This window comes from Thiohalobacter sp. IOR34 (assembly GCF_030406045.1).
In the GTDB taxonomy this organism is placed as follows: Bacteria; Pseudomonadota; Gammaproteobacteria; order Thiohalobacterales; family Thiohalobacteraceae.
In genome coordinates this window covers 1,541,864-1,555,949 of sequence record NZ_CP128988.1, presented here as the reverse complement: position 1 = coordinate 1,555,949, position 14,086 = coordinate 1,541,864, and the positions used below count along the sequence as shown (strand labels likewise).

Annotated in this window: 11 protein-coding genes and 3 tRNA genes; 9 read left to right on the top strand and 5 right to left on the bottom strand. The window is 67.3% G+C overall.

Features of this window, described 5'->3' with window-relative positions; all coding sequences use genetic code 11:
• The first annotated feature begins 29 nt into the window (after window positions 1–29).
• On the top strand, window positions 30–593 hold the full coding sequence (locus QVG61_RS07155; RefSeq protein WP_289929930.1) for a diheme cytochrome c: 564 nt from the start codon (window positions 30–32) through the stop codon (window positions 591–593).
• 485 nt (window positions 594–1,078) lie between these two features.
• Here QVG61_RS07155 and QVG61_RS07150 read toward each other — a convergent pair whose 3' ends face one another.
• The 5 genes from QVG61_RS07150 to QVG61_RS07130 all read right to left on the bottom strand — a co-directional run bounded on the left by QVG61_RS07150 (window position 1,079) and on the right by QVG61_RS07130 (window position 7,951).
• Window positions 1,079–3,460, bottom strand: coding sequence for a sucrose synthase (locus QVG61_RS07150; RefSeq protein ID WP_354671214.1), 2,382 nt, complete (start codon window positions 3,458–3,460; stop codon window positions 1,079–1,081).
• 44 nt (window positions 3,461–3,504) lie between these two features.
• Complete coding sequence (locus tag QVG61_RS07145; protein ID WP_289929926.1) at window positions 3,505–4,401, bottom strand: carbohydrate kinase; 897 nt, start codon at window positions 4,399–4,401, stop codon at window positions 3,505–3,507.
• Window positions 4,398–5,261, bottom strand: coding sequence for an HAD-IIB family hydrolase (locus tag QVG61_RS07140; RefSeq protein ID WP_289929925.1), 864 nt, complete (start codon window positions 5,259–5,261; stop codon window positions 4,398–4,400). The genes QVG61_RS07145 and QVG61_RS07140 overlap by 4 nt, the downstream gene beginning before the upstream one ends.
• Complete coding sequence (locus QVG61_RS07135) at window positions 5,258–7,456, bottom strand: HAD family hydrolase (RefSeq protein ID WP_289929924.1); 2,199 nt, start codon at window positions 7,454–7,456, stop codon at window positions 5,258–5,260. Before QVG61_RS07135 ends, QVG61_RS07140 begins: the two co-directional genes overlap by 4 nt.
• 141 nt (window positions 7,457–7,597) lie before the next feature.
• Window positions 7,598–7,951 carry a metalloregulator ArsR/SmtB family transcription factor gene (locus tag QVG61_RS07130; RefSeq protein WP_289929923.1) on the bottom strand — a complete coding sequence of 118 codons (354 nt, stop codon included), beginning with the start codon at window positions 7,949–7,951 and terminating at the stop codon, window positions 7,598–7,600.
• 122 nt (window positions 7,952–8,073) lie between these two features.
• On the opposite strand from QVG61_RS07130, the gene QVG61_RS07125 reads away from it, so the two are divergent.
• The 8 genes from QVG61_RS07125 (at window position 8,074) to QVG61_RS07090 (ending at window position 14,058) form a co-directional block, all read left to right on the top strand.
• The gene (locus QVG61_RS07125; protein ID WP_289929922.1) at window positions 8,074–9,237 is read left to right on the top strand and encodes a hypothetical protein; all 1,164 of its coding nucleotides are present in this window, start codon (window positions 8,074–8,076) and stop codon (window positions 9,235–9,237) included.
• Between the two features lie 195 nt (window positions 9,238–9,432).
• Window positions 9,433–10,083 (top strand): UvrY/SirA/GacA family response regulator transcription factor, encoded by a 651-nt coding sequence (uvrY, locus tag QVG61_RS07120; RefSeq protein ID WP_289929921.1) that lies wholly within the window; start codon window positions 9,433–9,435, stop codon window positions 10,081–10,083.
• 38 nt (window positions 10,084–10,121) lie between these two features.
• Window positions 10,122–10,763 carry a uracil-DNA glycosylase gene (locus tag QVG61_RS07115; protein ID WP_289929920.1) on the top strand — a complete coding sequence of 214 codons (642 nt, stop codon included), beginning with the start codon at window positions 10,122–10,124 and terminating at the stop codon, window positions 10,761–10,763.
• Between the two features lie 9 nt (window positions 10,764–10,772).
• A complete protein-coding gene (gene uvrC, locus QVG61_RS07110) occupies window positions 10,773–12,599 on the top strand; it encodes an excinuclease ABC subunit UvrC (RefSeq protein ID WP_289929919.1) in 1,827 nt (608 codons plus the stop codon).
• 21 nt (window positions 12,600–12,620) lie between these two features.
• Window positions 12,621–13,181, top strand: coding sequence for a CDP-diacylglycerol--glycerol-3-phosphate 3-phosphatidyltransferase (gene pgsA, locus QVG61_RS07105; protein WP_289929918.1), 561 nt, complete (start codon window positions 12,621–12,623; stop codon window positions 13,179–13,181).
• Window positions 13,182–13,254: 73 nt separating this feature from the next.
• Window positions 13,255–13,330 (top strand) — tRNA-Gly (locus QVG61_RS07100).
• 72 nt (window positions 13,331–13,402) lie between these two features.
• Window positions 13,403–13,476 (top strand) — tRNA-Cys (locus QVG61_RS07095).
• 495 nt (window positions 13,477–13,971) lie between these two features.
• Window positions 13,972–14,058: transfer RNA gene (locus QVG61_RS07090), tRNA-Leu, on the top strand.
• The last annotated feature ends 28 nt before the right edge of the window (window positions 14,059–14,086 follow it).

Here is a 14,086-nt window from a genome sequence, read left to right as displayed (position 1 = left end):
GTTGGATCGAATGAAGAGGAGAGATGAAGATGAAAACCAGATTGGCACTGGGCCTGGCCGGCATCGCCATGGCCGCCGCGGGTTTCACCGGCATTGCGCTGGGAGACGATGACGACGAGGGTTTCTTCCGCCGGTCCTGGGGCGCTGCCGCCCCTCCCGGGGTGGCGGTGGTGGACAACCGCCTCTATCGGGAGGAGTGTGGAAGCTGCCACATGGCCTATCCCCCCGGGCTGCTACCCGCGCCTTCCTGGGAGCGGCTGATGGCGGCACTCGACGACCACTTTGGCGAGAATGCCGAACTGCCGGAGAGGGAGCGGACGATCATCCTGAACTATCTGCTCGATGCCGCCGCCGGGCGCAGCAACTACCGCGTCAGCAACAAGATGCTGCGCGGCATGAAGGAGCCACCGCTGCGGATCAGCGAGCTGCCCTACTTCCGCCACGAGCATCGCGAGATACCGCAGCGCCTGGTCAGCGGCAATTCCAGGGTGCGCTCGTTGAGCAACTGCGACGCCTGCCATACCCGGGCCGATCAGGGTTCCTTCAGCGAGCATGAGATCCATATCCCCGGCTATGGCCGCTACCAGGACTGAGGGGAGAAACCGGCTCGGTGCCGGCGTCAGGCGGTGACGCGGTTTTCACCTGAATCGCGGCCTGGAGGCCGCTCCTACGATTGAGCTGGCCAGGCCCTTGTAGGAGCGGCCTCCAGGCCGCGATAAGGTCGTTCAGAGGCCCGCCCAGCGTGATTTGTTCATCGTAGGAGCGGCCTCCAGGCCGCGATAAGGCCGATCAAAGGCCCGCCCGGCGTGATTTGTTCCCTCGTAGGAGCGGCCTCCAGGCCGCGATAAGGTCGTTCAGAGGCCCGCCCAGCGCGATTTGTTCCCTCGTAGGAGCGGCCTCCAGGCCGCGATGAGGTCGTTCAGAGGCCCGACCAGCACGATTTGTTCATCGCAGGAGCGCCCTCCAGGCCGCGATGAGGCCGATCAAAGGCCCGCCCAGCGCGATTTGTTCCCTCGTAGGAGCGGCCTCCAGGCCGCGATGAGGTCGATCAAAAGCCCGGCCGGTTTGCGCGGCGGGTTCAGCGTCCCAGGGTGCCGCCGCTGCGTACCGCATCGGCCAGCGGGCGGTATTGCAGGGCATAGAACATCTCCAGATAGCGGCGCGTCTCGGAGCGTTCCAGATCGGTGACGTAGCGCCAGAAGCCATAGACCCGCGACAGGGTCATCATCCGTTCGGCATAGCGCTTCCAGGTGTAGCGGGCCGCGACCCGTTCCAGCGCGCCGGCCGACAGCCGGTCCCAGTAGGCCGGTTCCTCGTGGCAGCGGGCGAAGAACCCGGCCATGCGGCGGGCCGCTTCCTCACCGTGGTTGGGGTCGATGTGGAAGCCGGAGACGCCGTCCTCGATGATCTCCAGCGGGCCGCCGAAACAGGTGGCGAAGGTCGGCAGGCCGCTGCTCATGGCTTCCACCACGGTCAGGCCGAAGGCCTCGAACAGGGCCGGCTGGACGAAGGCGCCACGCCGGTCGGCCACCACCCGGTACAGTTCGCCGGCCAGATCCTTTTCCAGATGCCGGCCCAGCCAGCGCACCTCGCCGTCCAGGCCGTGTTCGTCCATCAGCGTATGCATGCGCTCGATCTGGTCGCGTTCCTCGGCATCGTCCGAGCGGCCGGGGTCGACATGACCGGAGATCACCAGCAAATTGGCCGCCTGCCGCAGTTCGGGATCCCTGGCATACCATTCCACCAGGCCGGTGATGTTCTTGATCCGGTCCATGCGCGCCATGGTGAACAGCAGCGGCTTGCCCGGATCGGCGAGCACGCCGCGGATGTCCTCGGCCGTCTCCCGTCCGTCGATCAGCTCGCCGATCTCGTCCTGCAGATGCACCAGGCGCCGTTCCCGGTCGGCCGCCGGGAAATAGACGTCGGGGTCGGCACCGGGGGAGACGATGTTGAACTTGGGGTCGAAGGGATCGATGCCGTACACCACGCGGTACAGGTCGGGCAGGGTGTAGGCGGCATAGCTCTCATACTGGCCGACGCTCTCGTCGGTGCCGGCGATCTCCTGGTAGGTGCTGGTGATGATGAAGTCCGCGGTGTTCATGGCGATCAGGTCCGCGGTGAACTGGGCGGAGAAGTGATACTGGGCCTCGTTCTCGCGCCAGTAGAGATCGGAATAGAGGTACTTGGTCTTTTCCAGGGCATGGGCGATGTTGCACTGGGTGACGCCCAGGCGCTGGGCCAGCAGGGTGGCGACCAGGTTGCCATCCGAGTAGTTGCCGATCACCAGGTCGGGGCGGCCGCCGAGTTCGGCCAGCAGCTCGCGTTCAGCATCCAGCGCGAACTGTTCCAGCCAGGGCCAGATCTCGAAGCGCGAGATCCATTGCGGTACCACCTCGCCCGAGGGTTCGCGGAAGGGCACGCGCAGGATGCGTGCGTACTCGGTGCCGGCGATGGATTCGAGGCGCTGGTCGCAGCTGGTGCCCTCCGCCTCTGGAATCAGGCGGGTGACGACCACGATGTCGGGCTTGATGTCCAGTCCCTGTTCACTGAGGCGCTGGGTCATCTCCTTTTCCAGGGCCCGCACCTGGTCGAGGATGTAGACCACCTGCCCCCCGGTGTCCGGCCGGCCGAGCACCTGTGACTGGCCGAACCAGCCGTGCGGCGAGAGGATGGCCAGCGAGAAGATCATCGGGATGCGGCCGAGAAAGGTCTCCAGGGCGTCCGGCGAGGGCGCCTCGAGGATATCCAGCAGCAGCTGCATGCTGTCGCGGATGCGCGCCGCGTCGCAGCCCCAGCCGGCCTCGAAGCCGAGCGTCACCAGCTCGCTTTGCAGCCTGTCCCAGGGGGTGTCGGGTTCATGTTGGGCGAGCAGCCGGTCGGCGCTGCGCAGGGCGCGGCGCAGGTCGGAGACGCTGGTGATCCTGCCGTTCAGCATCAGCGCCCGGCCGCGGTAGGCGTGCATGCTGAGAAAGTCGAGCATGCGCTGCTGGCCCTTGCCCTTTTCCTCGAACAGCCGGCTGGACAGGCGGCGGTTGAGGAACTCCACGCCACGGCCGATGGAGCGCGTCTCGGTGGGCTTGAAGAATTCGCGGGAGAAGGGTTCCAGGTCGACCTCCAGCGTCCATTCCGCAGGTTCGCTGCCTTCCACCAGGCGTTCCTTGAAGCGCAGGAATTCGCTGACCGGGATGTCTTCCGCCTCCATGGTCTCCAGGTGGATGCGCAGGTACCTCCAGCGGCCGATGCGCGGGCGCAGCGCCAGACAGAACCACTGGGCGTCGAGCGCCGCCTCCTGGCTGATCTGCAGGACGGCGGCCAGCGCCGTGTGGCGCAGCACCTCGCCGCCCTCGCTGGCGCACAGCGCCTCGAAGCCATCGAGCAGATCGCTGCGCAGCAGGAAATGCCGGTCCTCGCTGAGGAAGTGATGCAGCACGCGGTGGGCGTTGCTGCGTTCGCTCTGCAGGTACTCCCTGAGGGCCTCGGTCGATGGCGGTGGAGTGTTCGGTGTCACGTCAGCTTCCAGTCCTTTCTGAACGGCGTATAGAAGTCGGGGTCGCCGGGGGTGGCACCGCGGATGCCGACCACCGCGCTGGCGAAGGCCTGGGCCCGCTGCAGGGTCTGTTCCAGGGGCCAGCCGTGGAGCAGACCGAGGATGCAGACCGTCGCAAAGGCGTCACCGGCACCGACCGTGTCCACCAGGTTGTCGGTCGCCGGCGGCGAGACCTGAAGCCGTCGGCCGTCGCGATGATGGGCCAGGGCGCCGGCGGCGCCGCGGGTGGTGATCAGCAGCTCCAGGTCGTGCCGGCGCAGCAGCGCCCTGGCGCGGGCCTCGAGATCCGCGCCGGGTGGTGCCAGCAGCGCCAGTTCGTCCTCGTTGAGCTTGGCCCAGCGGGCGGCGTGCAGCCGCTCGTGGACCTCATCCGCCTCCCACCAGGGCGGGCGCAGGTTGACGTCGATGAATACCGGGGCGTCGAGCCGCTGGAGGAGGGTGTGCAGGGCCTGGCGGGAAGCCTGGCTGCGCAGCACCAGAGAGCCGTGATAGAGCAGGGCAGTCTGGTCGAGGGCCGGCAGCCGGTCGGCGTCGATGTAGTCCCAGGCGCGGTGCTGGACGATGTCGAACCGCGGTTCGCCGTCCTCGATGTGCACGTCCACGGTGCCGGTGGGGTGCATACGGTCGAGCTGGATGCCGCTGTCGTCCATGCCCCAGGCATGCATGGTGTCGCGGATGCGCGCACCCAGCGGGTCGTCGCCGATGCGGGAGATCATCAGCGGCCGGGCGCCGAAGGCCTGCAGGTGCCAGGCGACGTTGAAGGGCGCGCCACCGAGCACCGTCTCGCCGCCGGGGAAGCGGTCGAACAGCACTTCCCCGAACAGCACCGGCCGCCCTGCAAGCGCGGTGCTCATGAAGCCGCCGCGCCTCCCGTCTCGGCCAGGCCGGTGGCGAGGCCGGGGTGGAAATGGGCCAGGCCCTCGAGGATGCCGGCGCTGTAGTTGCCGTTCATGCCGAGGAAGCCGCCACGGGCGACGTACAGGGCGTCGCCATGGCCGGCCATTTCCGCCTGGGCCCGGGCCGCCTCGCGCACCTCGGGGCTGGCATTGGCGACCAGCACCGAGGGCAGGGCGCTGGCCAGCACCGGCAGGTCGTTGCCGCTGTCGCCGGCGAACAGGGTGGCCTGTCGCGGGATGCCCAGTTTGCCGGCCAGGAACTCGATGGCGTGCAGCTTGGTGGCGCGTTCCGGCAGCACGTCCAGCAGGCCGATGGCCGCCGGTTCGTCGATGCTCCAGATCAGGCTGGCGCGCACCCCGTGCTCCGCCAGCCGCACCTGCATCACCGCCTGCAGGGCCTCGCGGTCGGCATACAGGGGCACGTAGAAGCTGAGCTTGTGGGTGTTCTGCTTGCTGACCTCCTGCAATTGCAGGTCGGGCAGGTCGCGGAACAGCTCGCGCAGCTCGGCATGGCCCAGGCCGCCCCAGTCGCCGTCGATCTCCTGCTCCCATTCCGGCCAGGGTTGCCAGTCGCCGTCACTGATGCGGTAGATGCGGGTGCCGACGTCGGTGATCGCATAGGCGGGCTGGGGCAGCCGGTAACTGCTGATCGCGTTCTGCACCAGTTCCCGGTGACGGCCGGTGACATAGACCAGGGTGATGCCCGGTTCCCGGGCCAGCCCGGCGAAGCGCTCGCGGGCGCCGGGGGATTCGGGCTGCACGCCATTGGGCAGCAGGGTGCGGTCCAGGTCGGTGCAGAGCAGCAGCGGTTCGTTCATGCGGGTTCCGCAGCGGCCGCCTGGGGCAGCATGCAGCTGTCGAAGAAGTCGTAGTGGTCGAGGGCTTCGAGGATGCCGGCGGCGTAGGCCTGGCGGGAGAAGTAGATGCGCTCGATGTCGGCCAGCTGGGAGAGTTCCTCGTGGTGGCGGTTGCCGACCACCACCGCCAGGGTGTTGCCGCGCATCATGTCCTCGTCGGCCCCGGAACCGCCGGCCACCAGGGTCCGTTCCAGGGGGATGCCCCAGCGGTCCAGCACGTGGCGCAGGGCGAAACCCTTGGAGGCGCGCACTGGCAGGATGTCGAGGAACTGGCCGAAGGACAGCAGCACGTTGGCCGCCACGCCCTGCTGGTGCAGCAGGCTGCTCAGTTCCTCCATGCTGGGCGCCTCGCTGGGGTCGATGTAGTAGCTGACCTTGAACCGGCTCTGCTCGGTGCGCGGCTGCAGCTCGAGGCCGGGCAGCCCGGCCAGCGCGCGGCGCACCACGTGTGGCGTCCACTGGTAGTCGATGTGCCGCGGCCAGGCGGTGTCGGTGGTCAGCTTGGGCGCGTAGTAGATCTCGGTGCCGCCGCTGGTGATCAGCACGTCGGGCAGAGGGATGCCGTATTGCTTCATGACCTTGAGCGCCGAGTCCAGGCGCCGGCCGGTGGCGATGCCGAAGGCGGCGCACTTGCGGTTCTCGCGCAGCACGTCGAGCAGCAGCTTCAGCGCCACCGGATCGCCGAGCAGGTTCTGGTCCAGGTCGCTGACGATGGCGCGGTCGTGGTAGACCTTGGCGCGGCGCAGGGTGGGCCGCAGCGCCGGCACCTCGGTGCGCTGGATCATCGGCTTGACCATGTCCAGGTAGCGCTGGGCGTGCGCCTCCCAGGAATAGTGGGCGCGCACCCCTTGCAGGCCGTTGGCCGCCATCTGCTGCCAGGCGGCCCGGTCGGAGAGCATCTCGATCAGGGCCTCGGCCATGGCCTCGCCGTCCAGCGGATCGATCAGCCGGCCGTTGCGGCAGTTGGCGAGGATGTCGATGGGGCCGCCGTCCTCGGTGGCCAGCACCGGCAGGCCGCTGGCCGCGGCCTCGATCAGGGTCAGGCCGAAGGGCTCGGTCAGGGCGGGATTGACGAACACGCCGCCGGAGGCGGCGGCCAGGCGGTAGAGGACGGGGACGTCGCCCCATTCGTGGTGCTTGGGCAGGGCGATCTGGCCATAGAGGTCATAGTGATCGATGGCCAGCAGCAGGCCCTTGAGCACCTCCTGGGCGCCTTCCTCCATGTCCTCGATGTCGTCGCGGTTGCCGGCCACGATCACCAGGTTGGCCATGGCGCGCAGCCGTTCCGATTCGCCGAAGGCCGCCACCAGGGTGGCGAGGTTCTTGCGCGGGTCGGGCCGCGACAGGGCCAGGATCATCGGCTTGGCGGGATCGCGCAGGAAGCGTCGCAGCTCGGCGGCGATGGGGCTGTCGGTCTCGTCGCCGCGCGGTGCGGTGAAGCGTTGCAGATTGGTGCCGGGGGGGATGACGCGCATCCGTTCCGGCTGGTAGTGGTCGTAGAGTTCGTATTGCTCCTCGATCTCCTGGTAGGTGCTGGTGATGACCCGTTCGGCCACCGCCAGGGTGTCTTCCTCGGCCTCGATGCGCCGGGCCAGGTTGTAGCGTGCCTCGATGTCGTCGCTGGACAGGCCGCTGGCCAGCAGGCGGCGGCGCTTGACCCGGCCCAGGGAGTGGCCGGTGTGAACCAGGGGCAGGCCGAGCAGGCCGGCGAGGCGGGTGCCGACATAGCCACCGTCGGCGTAGTGGCTGTGGATGATGTCGGGAATCCTGGCCTCGGCGCGGAGGAATTCCAGGGCGTTGTCGGCGAATTCGTCGAGGTGGTCCCAGAGCGCCTCCTTGGGGATGTAGCCGCCGGGGCCGGCATCGATGCGCACGATGCGTGCGCCCTCGGCCAGCGGTTCGATGGGACGGGCGTAGTCGGCAGACAGCTCGGGGTCCTCGATACGACGGGTGAGCAGGTCGACGCGGGCCACCTCGGGGTGGCGGGCCAGGGCGCGGGCCAGCTCCACCACGTACAGGGTCTGGCCGCCGGTGTCCGCATCGCGGCCCAGCTCCAGGTCGTGGCTGCGTATCAGGCCGTGCACGCTGATCAGCGCGATATGCAGCCCGGGTCTGCCGTTTGTCGTGTTCGCTGTGTCGATAGCGTCGCTGCCCATGATCGATGTGCCGCTTGCCGCGGCATCACCGGGCCGCGGGTCGAGGGCCGCCGCCGGAGGGCGGGGCATACATCAACCATAGATCATCGGGGCGCGGTGGGACGTTTTCAAGGGGGAAGGGCCGGGCGGCGGCCTGCCGGCTCAGGCGCAGCACGCGCTGCCAGGCCGGTTCGGCATCGTCCGCAGGGCCTTGCGGTCGCCGGCATAGGGCGCCTCGCCCGCCAGCTGCTCGGCGGTGGCCGCCAGGCAGGCCTGCGCCCAGGCGGGCAGGTCGGGATTGATGCGGTAGTACATCCACTGGCCGGCACGCCGTGGCAGGGCCACGCCGGCATCGCGCAGTTGGGCCAGGTGGCGGGAGATCTTCGGCTGCGACTGGCCCAGGGCATGGGTCAGCTCGCAGACACAGAGTTCGCCCTCCTGCTGCAGCAGGAGCAGGGCCCGCAGCCGGGTGGCGTCGCCCAGCAGGCGGAAGAAGCTGGGGGCATCGAGATCCATGGTCGGTCAATATACGGGCCGGCATATATCGGGTCAATCGACAGGCTGCGCGGCGCCGGTTGGTTTATGGCACGGGCTTTCTTATGATGGCGCCTCCCATGCACCGCCGTCGAGGTCGAAACATGCAGTCCGGTCCCCGCGAAATCGTCACCCCCTTCCGCCCCATTCCGCTCGACGTCCCCGAGGGCATGGCGCCCAACGAGTTCTTCAACAGCACCGAGAACCTCAACGATCTGGTCCACAACAACGGTCTGTTGATGAACCCCGAGAACCTGCTGATGTACCGCAAGGCGCTGGGTCACAGCAACGAGTTCGACACCTCGATCATCTACAACACCTCCAAGTGCATCCTCAATCCGCTCGGCCGGCCGGTACGCCGTACCCAGGTGCCGGACAACGTCAAGCATGTCTGGAACCGGATGAACCAGATCCTCATCGGCTACATGCTGGAGAAGTACCCGGACCCGGAGCAGCATCTGGTCCTCGCCGGCGAGGCCAGCCTGGACGCCACCTGGCCGCTGACCTCGCCCGGCGTGCCGAGCATCCGCATGCTGCACAACCACTTCATCGTCTTCGACAAGCAGATGCTGCGTGACGCGGCCCTGGCCGACCCCAGCAATCCCAACCTCACCGACGGCGGTCAGCACAGCCTGTTCCAGTCCTACATGCGCGACGTCTACCGGCGCTTCTTCGAGGCGCTGGACCTGCGCATCCTCAAGCCGGTGAGCGGTACGGCGGCGCAACTCGGCTTGACCGGCTACCCGCAGGGGCTGCCGAGCTGGGAGATCGAGGGCGGGGCGGGGGCCCTGCAGGAACTGCGCTTCTGGAAGGAATACGACGAGATCCTCAAGGGGTTCATCGATTTCTACCGCACCTTCTTCAGCCAGGTCTCGACCCGCAACGCGCCGCCGCCGGCGGACGCCTATTTCCCGCAGCGGGTGGAGGAGATCCTGCTGTTCAACAACGATTTCCTGAAGACCGCGAAGAAGGTGCGCGACAAGTGCATCACCGACGCCAAGTACGCCAACTCGATCCGTTGGCAGCCGGCCTTCAAGCAGCTCATCTACCGCAACGACGAGGGCCGGCTGATCGTGACCATCAGCCAGAATTCCATCGGCAATGCCATCACCGAGCTGCTCGGCGTGGTGGTGAAGCGGGTGCCGGATGCCGCGGCCTACGAGAAGGTGGAGCCGGCGCTGATCGAGAAGCTGCTGGAGGTGCGGGCGCGGCTGATCGAGGCCGACCTGGGGGAGGGCATCGCCACCCGCTACTGGCCGGCGGCCTGAGCGGGTCCGCATTGAGGCAGGACGGGCGAATTGGTACACTTTTCGCCGGTGTATAGGATTGCGGGCGACCCGTCGGGTTGCCTGCCCTGCCGAAGCGAATGATGTGCCCCCTTGGCTTGGAAGCCACACTGAAAGGCCGTCTGGACATGGCGTGGGGTGCCCGGGCAACCAGTGGGCTGCCATGATGGGGGGAAGATGATCAAGCTGCTGTTGGTGGACGATCACGAGCTGGTGCGCAGCGGCATCAAGCGCATCCTCGAGGACACTCCGGGCATGCAGGTCCTCGGCGAGGCCAGCTCCGGCGAGGAGGCGATCGAGTTCGTGCGCCGCAACGCCCCCGACGTGATCATCATGGACATCAACATGCCGGGGATCGGAGGCCTGGAGACCACCCGCAAGCTGTTGCAGATCCACCCTGGCCTGAAGATCATCGTGGTCACCGTGCACATCCAGGAACCCTACCCGACACGGATGCTGGAGGCGGGCGCCAGCGGCTACCTGACCAAGCACTGCGCAGTCGACGAGATCGTCGATGCCATCAAGGCGGTGATGCAGGGCGAACGCTACATCAGCGCCGACATCGCCAAGCAGCTGGCGTTGAACATGCTGCCCGGCGGCACGCGTTCCCCCTTCGAGCGCCTGTCGCAGCGCGAGATGCAGGTGATGCTGATGGTCACCCAGGGGCACAGCATCCAGGACATCTCCGACCGGCTGTGCCTGAGCCCGAAGACGGTTTCCACCTACCGCTATCGCCTGTACGAGAAACTGGGCGTCAGCAACGACGTCGAACTGACCCATTTTGCGATGCGTCACGGGATCCTCGATCCCGAGGCCGTGTCCGACTGACCCCGTGCCGGTCCGGCGGGACCGGCGCTTCCAGCCCTATGACTGCAACACCGATCTTCGATGCCGACTGCCGCCGCTGTCCGCGGCTGGCCGAGTTCCTCGATACGGTCCAGGCCCGCTACCCGGACTACCATGCACGGCCGGTGCCGCCGTTCGGTGACCCGCAGGCGCGGTTGTTGATTGTCGGCCTGGCGCCCGGCATGCACGGCGCCAACGCCAGCGGCCGGCCCTTTACCGGCGACCATGCCGGCATCCTGCTCTACCGCACCCTGCACGCCTTCGGTTTCGCCTCGGCCCCCATCTCCACCGCAGGCGACGACGGCCTGCGGCTGCACGACTGCCGCATCACCAATGCCGTCAAGTGCCTGCCGCCGCAGAACAAGCCGAGCGGCGCCGAGATCCGCACCTGCAACGGTTTCCTGCGCGCCGAACTGGAAGGCCTGCCCAGGGGCGGGGTGGTGCTGGCCCTGGGCAAGATCGCCCACGACGCGGTGCTGCGGGCATACGGCCTCAAACTCTCCACCCATTCCTTTGGCCATGGCGCGGAGCATGCCCTGGGGGAGGAGCGCCTGCTGCTCGACTCCTACCACTGCAGCCGCTACAACACCCAGACGCGGCGCCTGACCGAATCCATGTTCGAGGACGTGTTCCGGCGTGCCCGTGCCCGGCTTTCCGGCTAAGCTGTGCGCATGAACGAGGTGCACGACACCGCTGGCTTCGACGTCGACAGCTTTCTGCGCAGCCTTACCGGGCGGCCCGGGGTGTACCGCATGCTCGATGCCGAGGGGCGGATCCTCTATGTCGGCAAGGCGCGCAACCTCAAGAAGCGTGTCAGCAGCTATTTCCGCAAGGCGCTGGATACCAAGACCCAGGCGCTGATGGCCCAGGTGCGGCAGGTCGAGGTGACGGTCACCCATACCGAGAGCGAGGCGCTGATCCTCGAGAGCACCCTGATCAAGACCCACCGGCCGCGCTACAACATCCTGCTGCGCGACGACAAGAGCTACCCCTACATCTACATCTCGACGGACCAGACCTATCCGCGGATCAGCCTGCACCGCGGCGCGCGCAGCGGCAAGGGGCGCTACTTCGGGCCCTATCCGAACGCCCACGCGGTGCGCGAGAGCCTGCATCTGCTGCAGAAGGTGTTTCGCGTCCGCCAGTGCGAGGACAGCTTTTTCGCCAACCGCTCGCGGCCCTGCCTGCAGTACCAGATCAAGCGCTGCAGCGCCCCCTGTACCGGGGAGATCTCGCCCGAGGACTATGCCCGCGACCTGCGCCATACCGAGCTGTTCCTGGAAGGCAGGAACAGCGAGGTGGTGGAGGCCCTGGCGCGGCGCATGGAGGCGGCCGCCGAGCGGCTGGACTATGAACAGGCGGCCCTCTATCGGGATCAGATCGCCAGCCTGCGCCGGGTCCAGGAGCGGCAGTACGTCAGTGGCGAGAAGGGCGACCTGGACATCGTCGCCGCCGAGCTGCGCGGTGGCGTGGCCTGTGTCCAGGTGTTCTTCATCCGCGCCGGCCGCAACCTGGGCAACAAGGCCTTCTTCCCGCGCTGCCCGGCGGGGGCCGGGATCGACGAGCTGCTGCCGGCCTTCATCGCCCAGTATTACCTGGAGCACGAGCCGCCGGGCCTGATCCTGGTCAACCGGGCCACCGCGGAGGCCGAGTGGCTGCAGGCGGCGCTCGCCGAGCGGGCCGGGCGGCGGGTGGAGATTCGCAGCCGGGTGCGCGGCGAGCGGGCCCGCTGGCTGGAGATGGCGGTGCGCAACGCGCAGCATGCCATCGACGCCCGTCTGGCCAGCCGGGCCGGCATGCTGCAGCGGCTGGAGGCCCTGCAGCAGGTGCTGGGGCTGGACGAGCCGCCGCAGCGCATGGAGTGTTTCGACATCAGCCATACCCGCGGCGAGGCGACCGTCGCCTCCTGCGTGGTGTTCAATGCCGAGGGTCCGCTGAAGTCCGACTACCGGCGCTTCAACATCGAGGGAATCACCCCCGGCGACGACTATGCCGCCCTGGCCCAGGCCCTGGAACGGCGCTACACGCGGCTGAAAAAGGGCGAGGGACGGCTGCCGGACGTGCTGTTCATCGATGGCGGCAAGGGGCAGGTGGCCGCGGTGCGCCGGGTGCTGGAGGAGCTGCAGGTCACCGAGGTGCTGCTGGTTGGCGTGGCCAAGGGGCCGGAACGCCGTCCCGGCTGGGAGATCCTGCACATCCCGGGACGCGAGCCCGTCGACCTGCCGGGCGACTCCCGGGCGCTGCACCTGATCCAGCAGATCCGCGACGAGGCGCATCGCTTCGCCATCACCGGGCACCGCCAGCGGCGGGCGCGGGCGCGGGCCGAGTCGCCGCTGGAGGCGATACCCGGCATCGGCCCGCGGCGGCGCCAGCAGCTGCTGCGCCAGTTCGGCGGCCTCCGCGAGCTGGCCCGGGCTGGCGTCGAGGATCTGAGTAGGGTAAAAGGGATCAGCCGCCGGCTGGCCCAGCAGATCTATGACGCCTTCCACGGCGATTGAGCCAGCCGCTGCCGAAGCGATATGCGATACAACATCCCCAACATCCTGACCCTGCTGCGCATCGGCCTGATTCCGGTCTTCGTGGTGGTGTTCTACCTGCCCTTCGCCGGCGCCAATCTCTGGACCGCGGTGCTGTTCGGGCTGGCGGCGGTCACCGACTGGCTGGACGGCTACCTGGCCCGGCGTCTCCAGGAGACCTCGGCCTTCGGCGCCTTCCTCGACCCGGTGGCCGACAAGCTGATGGTGGCCACGGCGCTGGTGCTGCTGGTGCAGCAGAACCCGAGCCTGTTCTTCGCCATCCCGGCGGTGATCATCATCGGCCGCGAGATCGCCATCTCCGCGTTGCGTGAGTGGATGGCGGAGATTGGCGAGCGGGCCCAGGTGGCGGTGTCCGAGATCGGCAAGATCAAGACCACCCTGCAGATGATCGCCATCCTGCTGCTGCTGTACCGCGAGCCGGTCGGCCTTTTCCCGACCCACCTGGTGGGGATGGTCTGCCTCTACGTGGCCGCGGTGCTGACGCTCTGGTCGATGGCCGTCTACCTGCGCGCCGCCTGGCCGGCGCTGACGAAAAGCAATTGAGCCGTCGGGAATAAATCTGTAACGAATAATGTTGACACCGAAAGCCGGATCGCTAAAATAGCGGCTCTCTCAGGCGGGAATAGCTCAGTTGGTAGAGCACAACCTTGCCAAGGTTGGGGTCGCGAGTTCGAGTCTCGTTTCCCGCTCCAAATTGACGGGGAAACCCCGGTCGTGGTCCAGGCGGCCGGGGTTTTTCGCTTTCAGATCCGATGTTTCACCCGGGCTGGGTGGCAGAGTGGCTATGCAGCGGACTGCAAATCCGTGTACCTCGGTTCGACTCCGGGCCCAGCCTCCATTTTTCCCCTTGTCAATGGCCGTTGCCAGGCCGTGGGGCGCGGCTGCTGGTCATTGCCAACAAAATACACCAGGAATATTGGCTATTAACCCGGCAACTGAATATGCCGTGTTCAGGGCTTCAGGCCTGTTGCGGGACAAGGCGCGGCCCGCGGGGACGCCCAATCGCGGCCTGGAGGCCGCTCCTACGGGCACCGCGGCACCCTGGTAGGAGCGGCCTCCAGGCCGCGATCGACGTGGTGTTATTAACCCGGTAACTGAATATGCCGTGTTCAGGCCTGAAGCCCCGATCATTCCATGATTCAATGGGTTCGGCCGCCGTGTGCCGGCCTGCGCACGGCGTTATCGAACCTTGCCGTAAGCATGCTACGGCGTTAAAAAATGGCTCAAGATGCTCGTTTACGGCCATGTAAACTGCGCTTTTCCGCCATTTTTTGCCTTGTCTCGCACTCGCCAGAGGCTTTTTCAACAGCCTGCTAGAATGCGTGCTGTTTCCGCCCGGGTGGCGAAACTGGTAGACGCAAGGGACTTAAAATCCCTCGGTGGCGACACCGTGCCGGTTCGATTCCGGCCCCGGGCACCATCTCATTCTTCCCGCTTTGATGCCTTCC

What these genes read in the sequence shown, in the direction of transcription:
- QVG61_RS07155 (WP_289929930.1), top strand. Translation starts at nt 30, where the DNA reads ATGAAAACCAGATTGGCACTGGGCCTGGCCGGCATCGCCATGGCCGCC.
- pgsA (WP_289929918.1), top strand. Translation starts at nt 12,621, where the DNA reads ATGCGATACAACATCCCCAACATCCTGACCCTGCTGCGCATCGGCCTG.
- QVG61_RS07145 (WP_289929926.1), bottom strand. Translation starts at nt 4,401, where the DNA reads ATGAGCACCGCGCTTGCAGGGCGGCCGGTGCTGTTCGGGGAAGTGCTG.
- QVG61_RS07130 (WP_289929923.1), bottom strand. Translation starts at nt 7,951, where the DNA reads ATGGATCTCGATGCCCCCAGCTTCTTCCGCCTGCTGGGCGACGCCACC.
- QVG61_RS07140 (WP_289929925.1), bottom strand. Translation starts at nt 5,261, where the DNA reads ATGAACGAACCGCTGCTGCTCTGCACCGACCTGGACCGCACCCTGCTG.
- QVG61_RS07135 (WP_289929924.1), bottom strand. Translation starts at nt 7,456, where the DNA reads ATGGGCAGCGACGCTATCGACACAGCGAACACGACAAACGGCAGACCC.
- uvrC (WP_289929919.1), top strand. Translation starts at nt 10,773, where the DNA reads ATGAACGAGGTGCACGACACCGCTGGCTTCGACGTCGACAGCTTTCTG.
- QVG61_RS07115 (WP_289929920.1), top strand. Translation starts at nt 10,122, where the DNA reads ATGACTGCAACACCGATCTTCGATGCCGACTGCCGCCGCTGTCCGCGG.
- uvrY (WP_289929921.1), top strand. Translation starts at nt 9,433, where the DNA reads ATGATCAAGCTGCTGTTGGTGGACGATCACGAGCTGGTGCGCAGCGGC.
- QVG61_RS07125 (WP_289929922.1), top strand. Translation starts at nt 8,074, where the DNA reads ATGCAGTCCGGTCCCCGCGAAATCGTCACCCCCTTCCGCCCCATTCCG.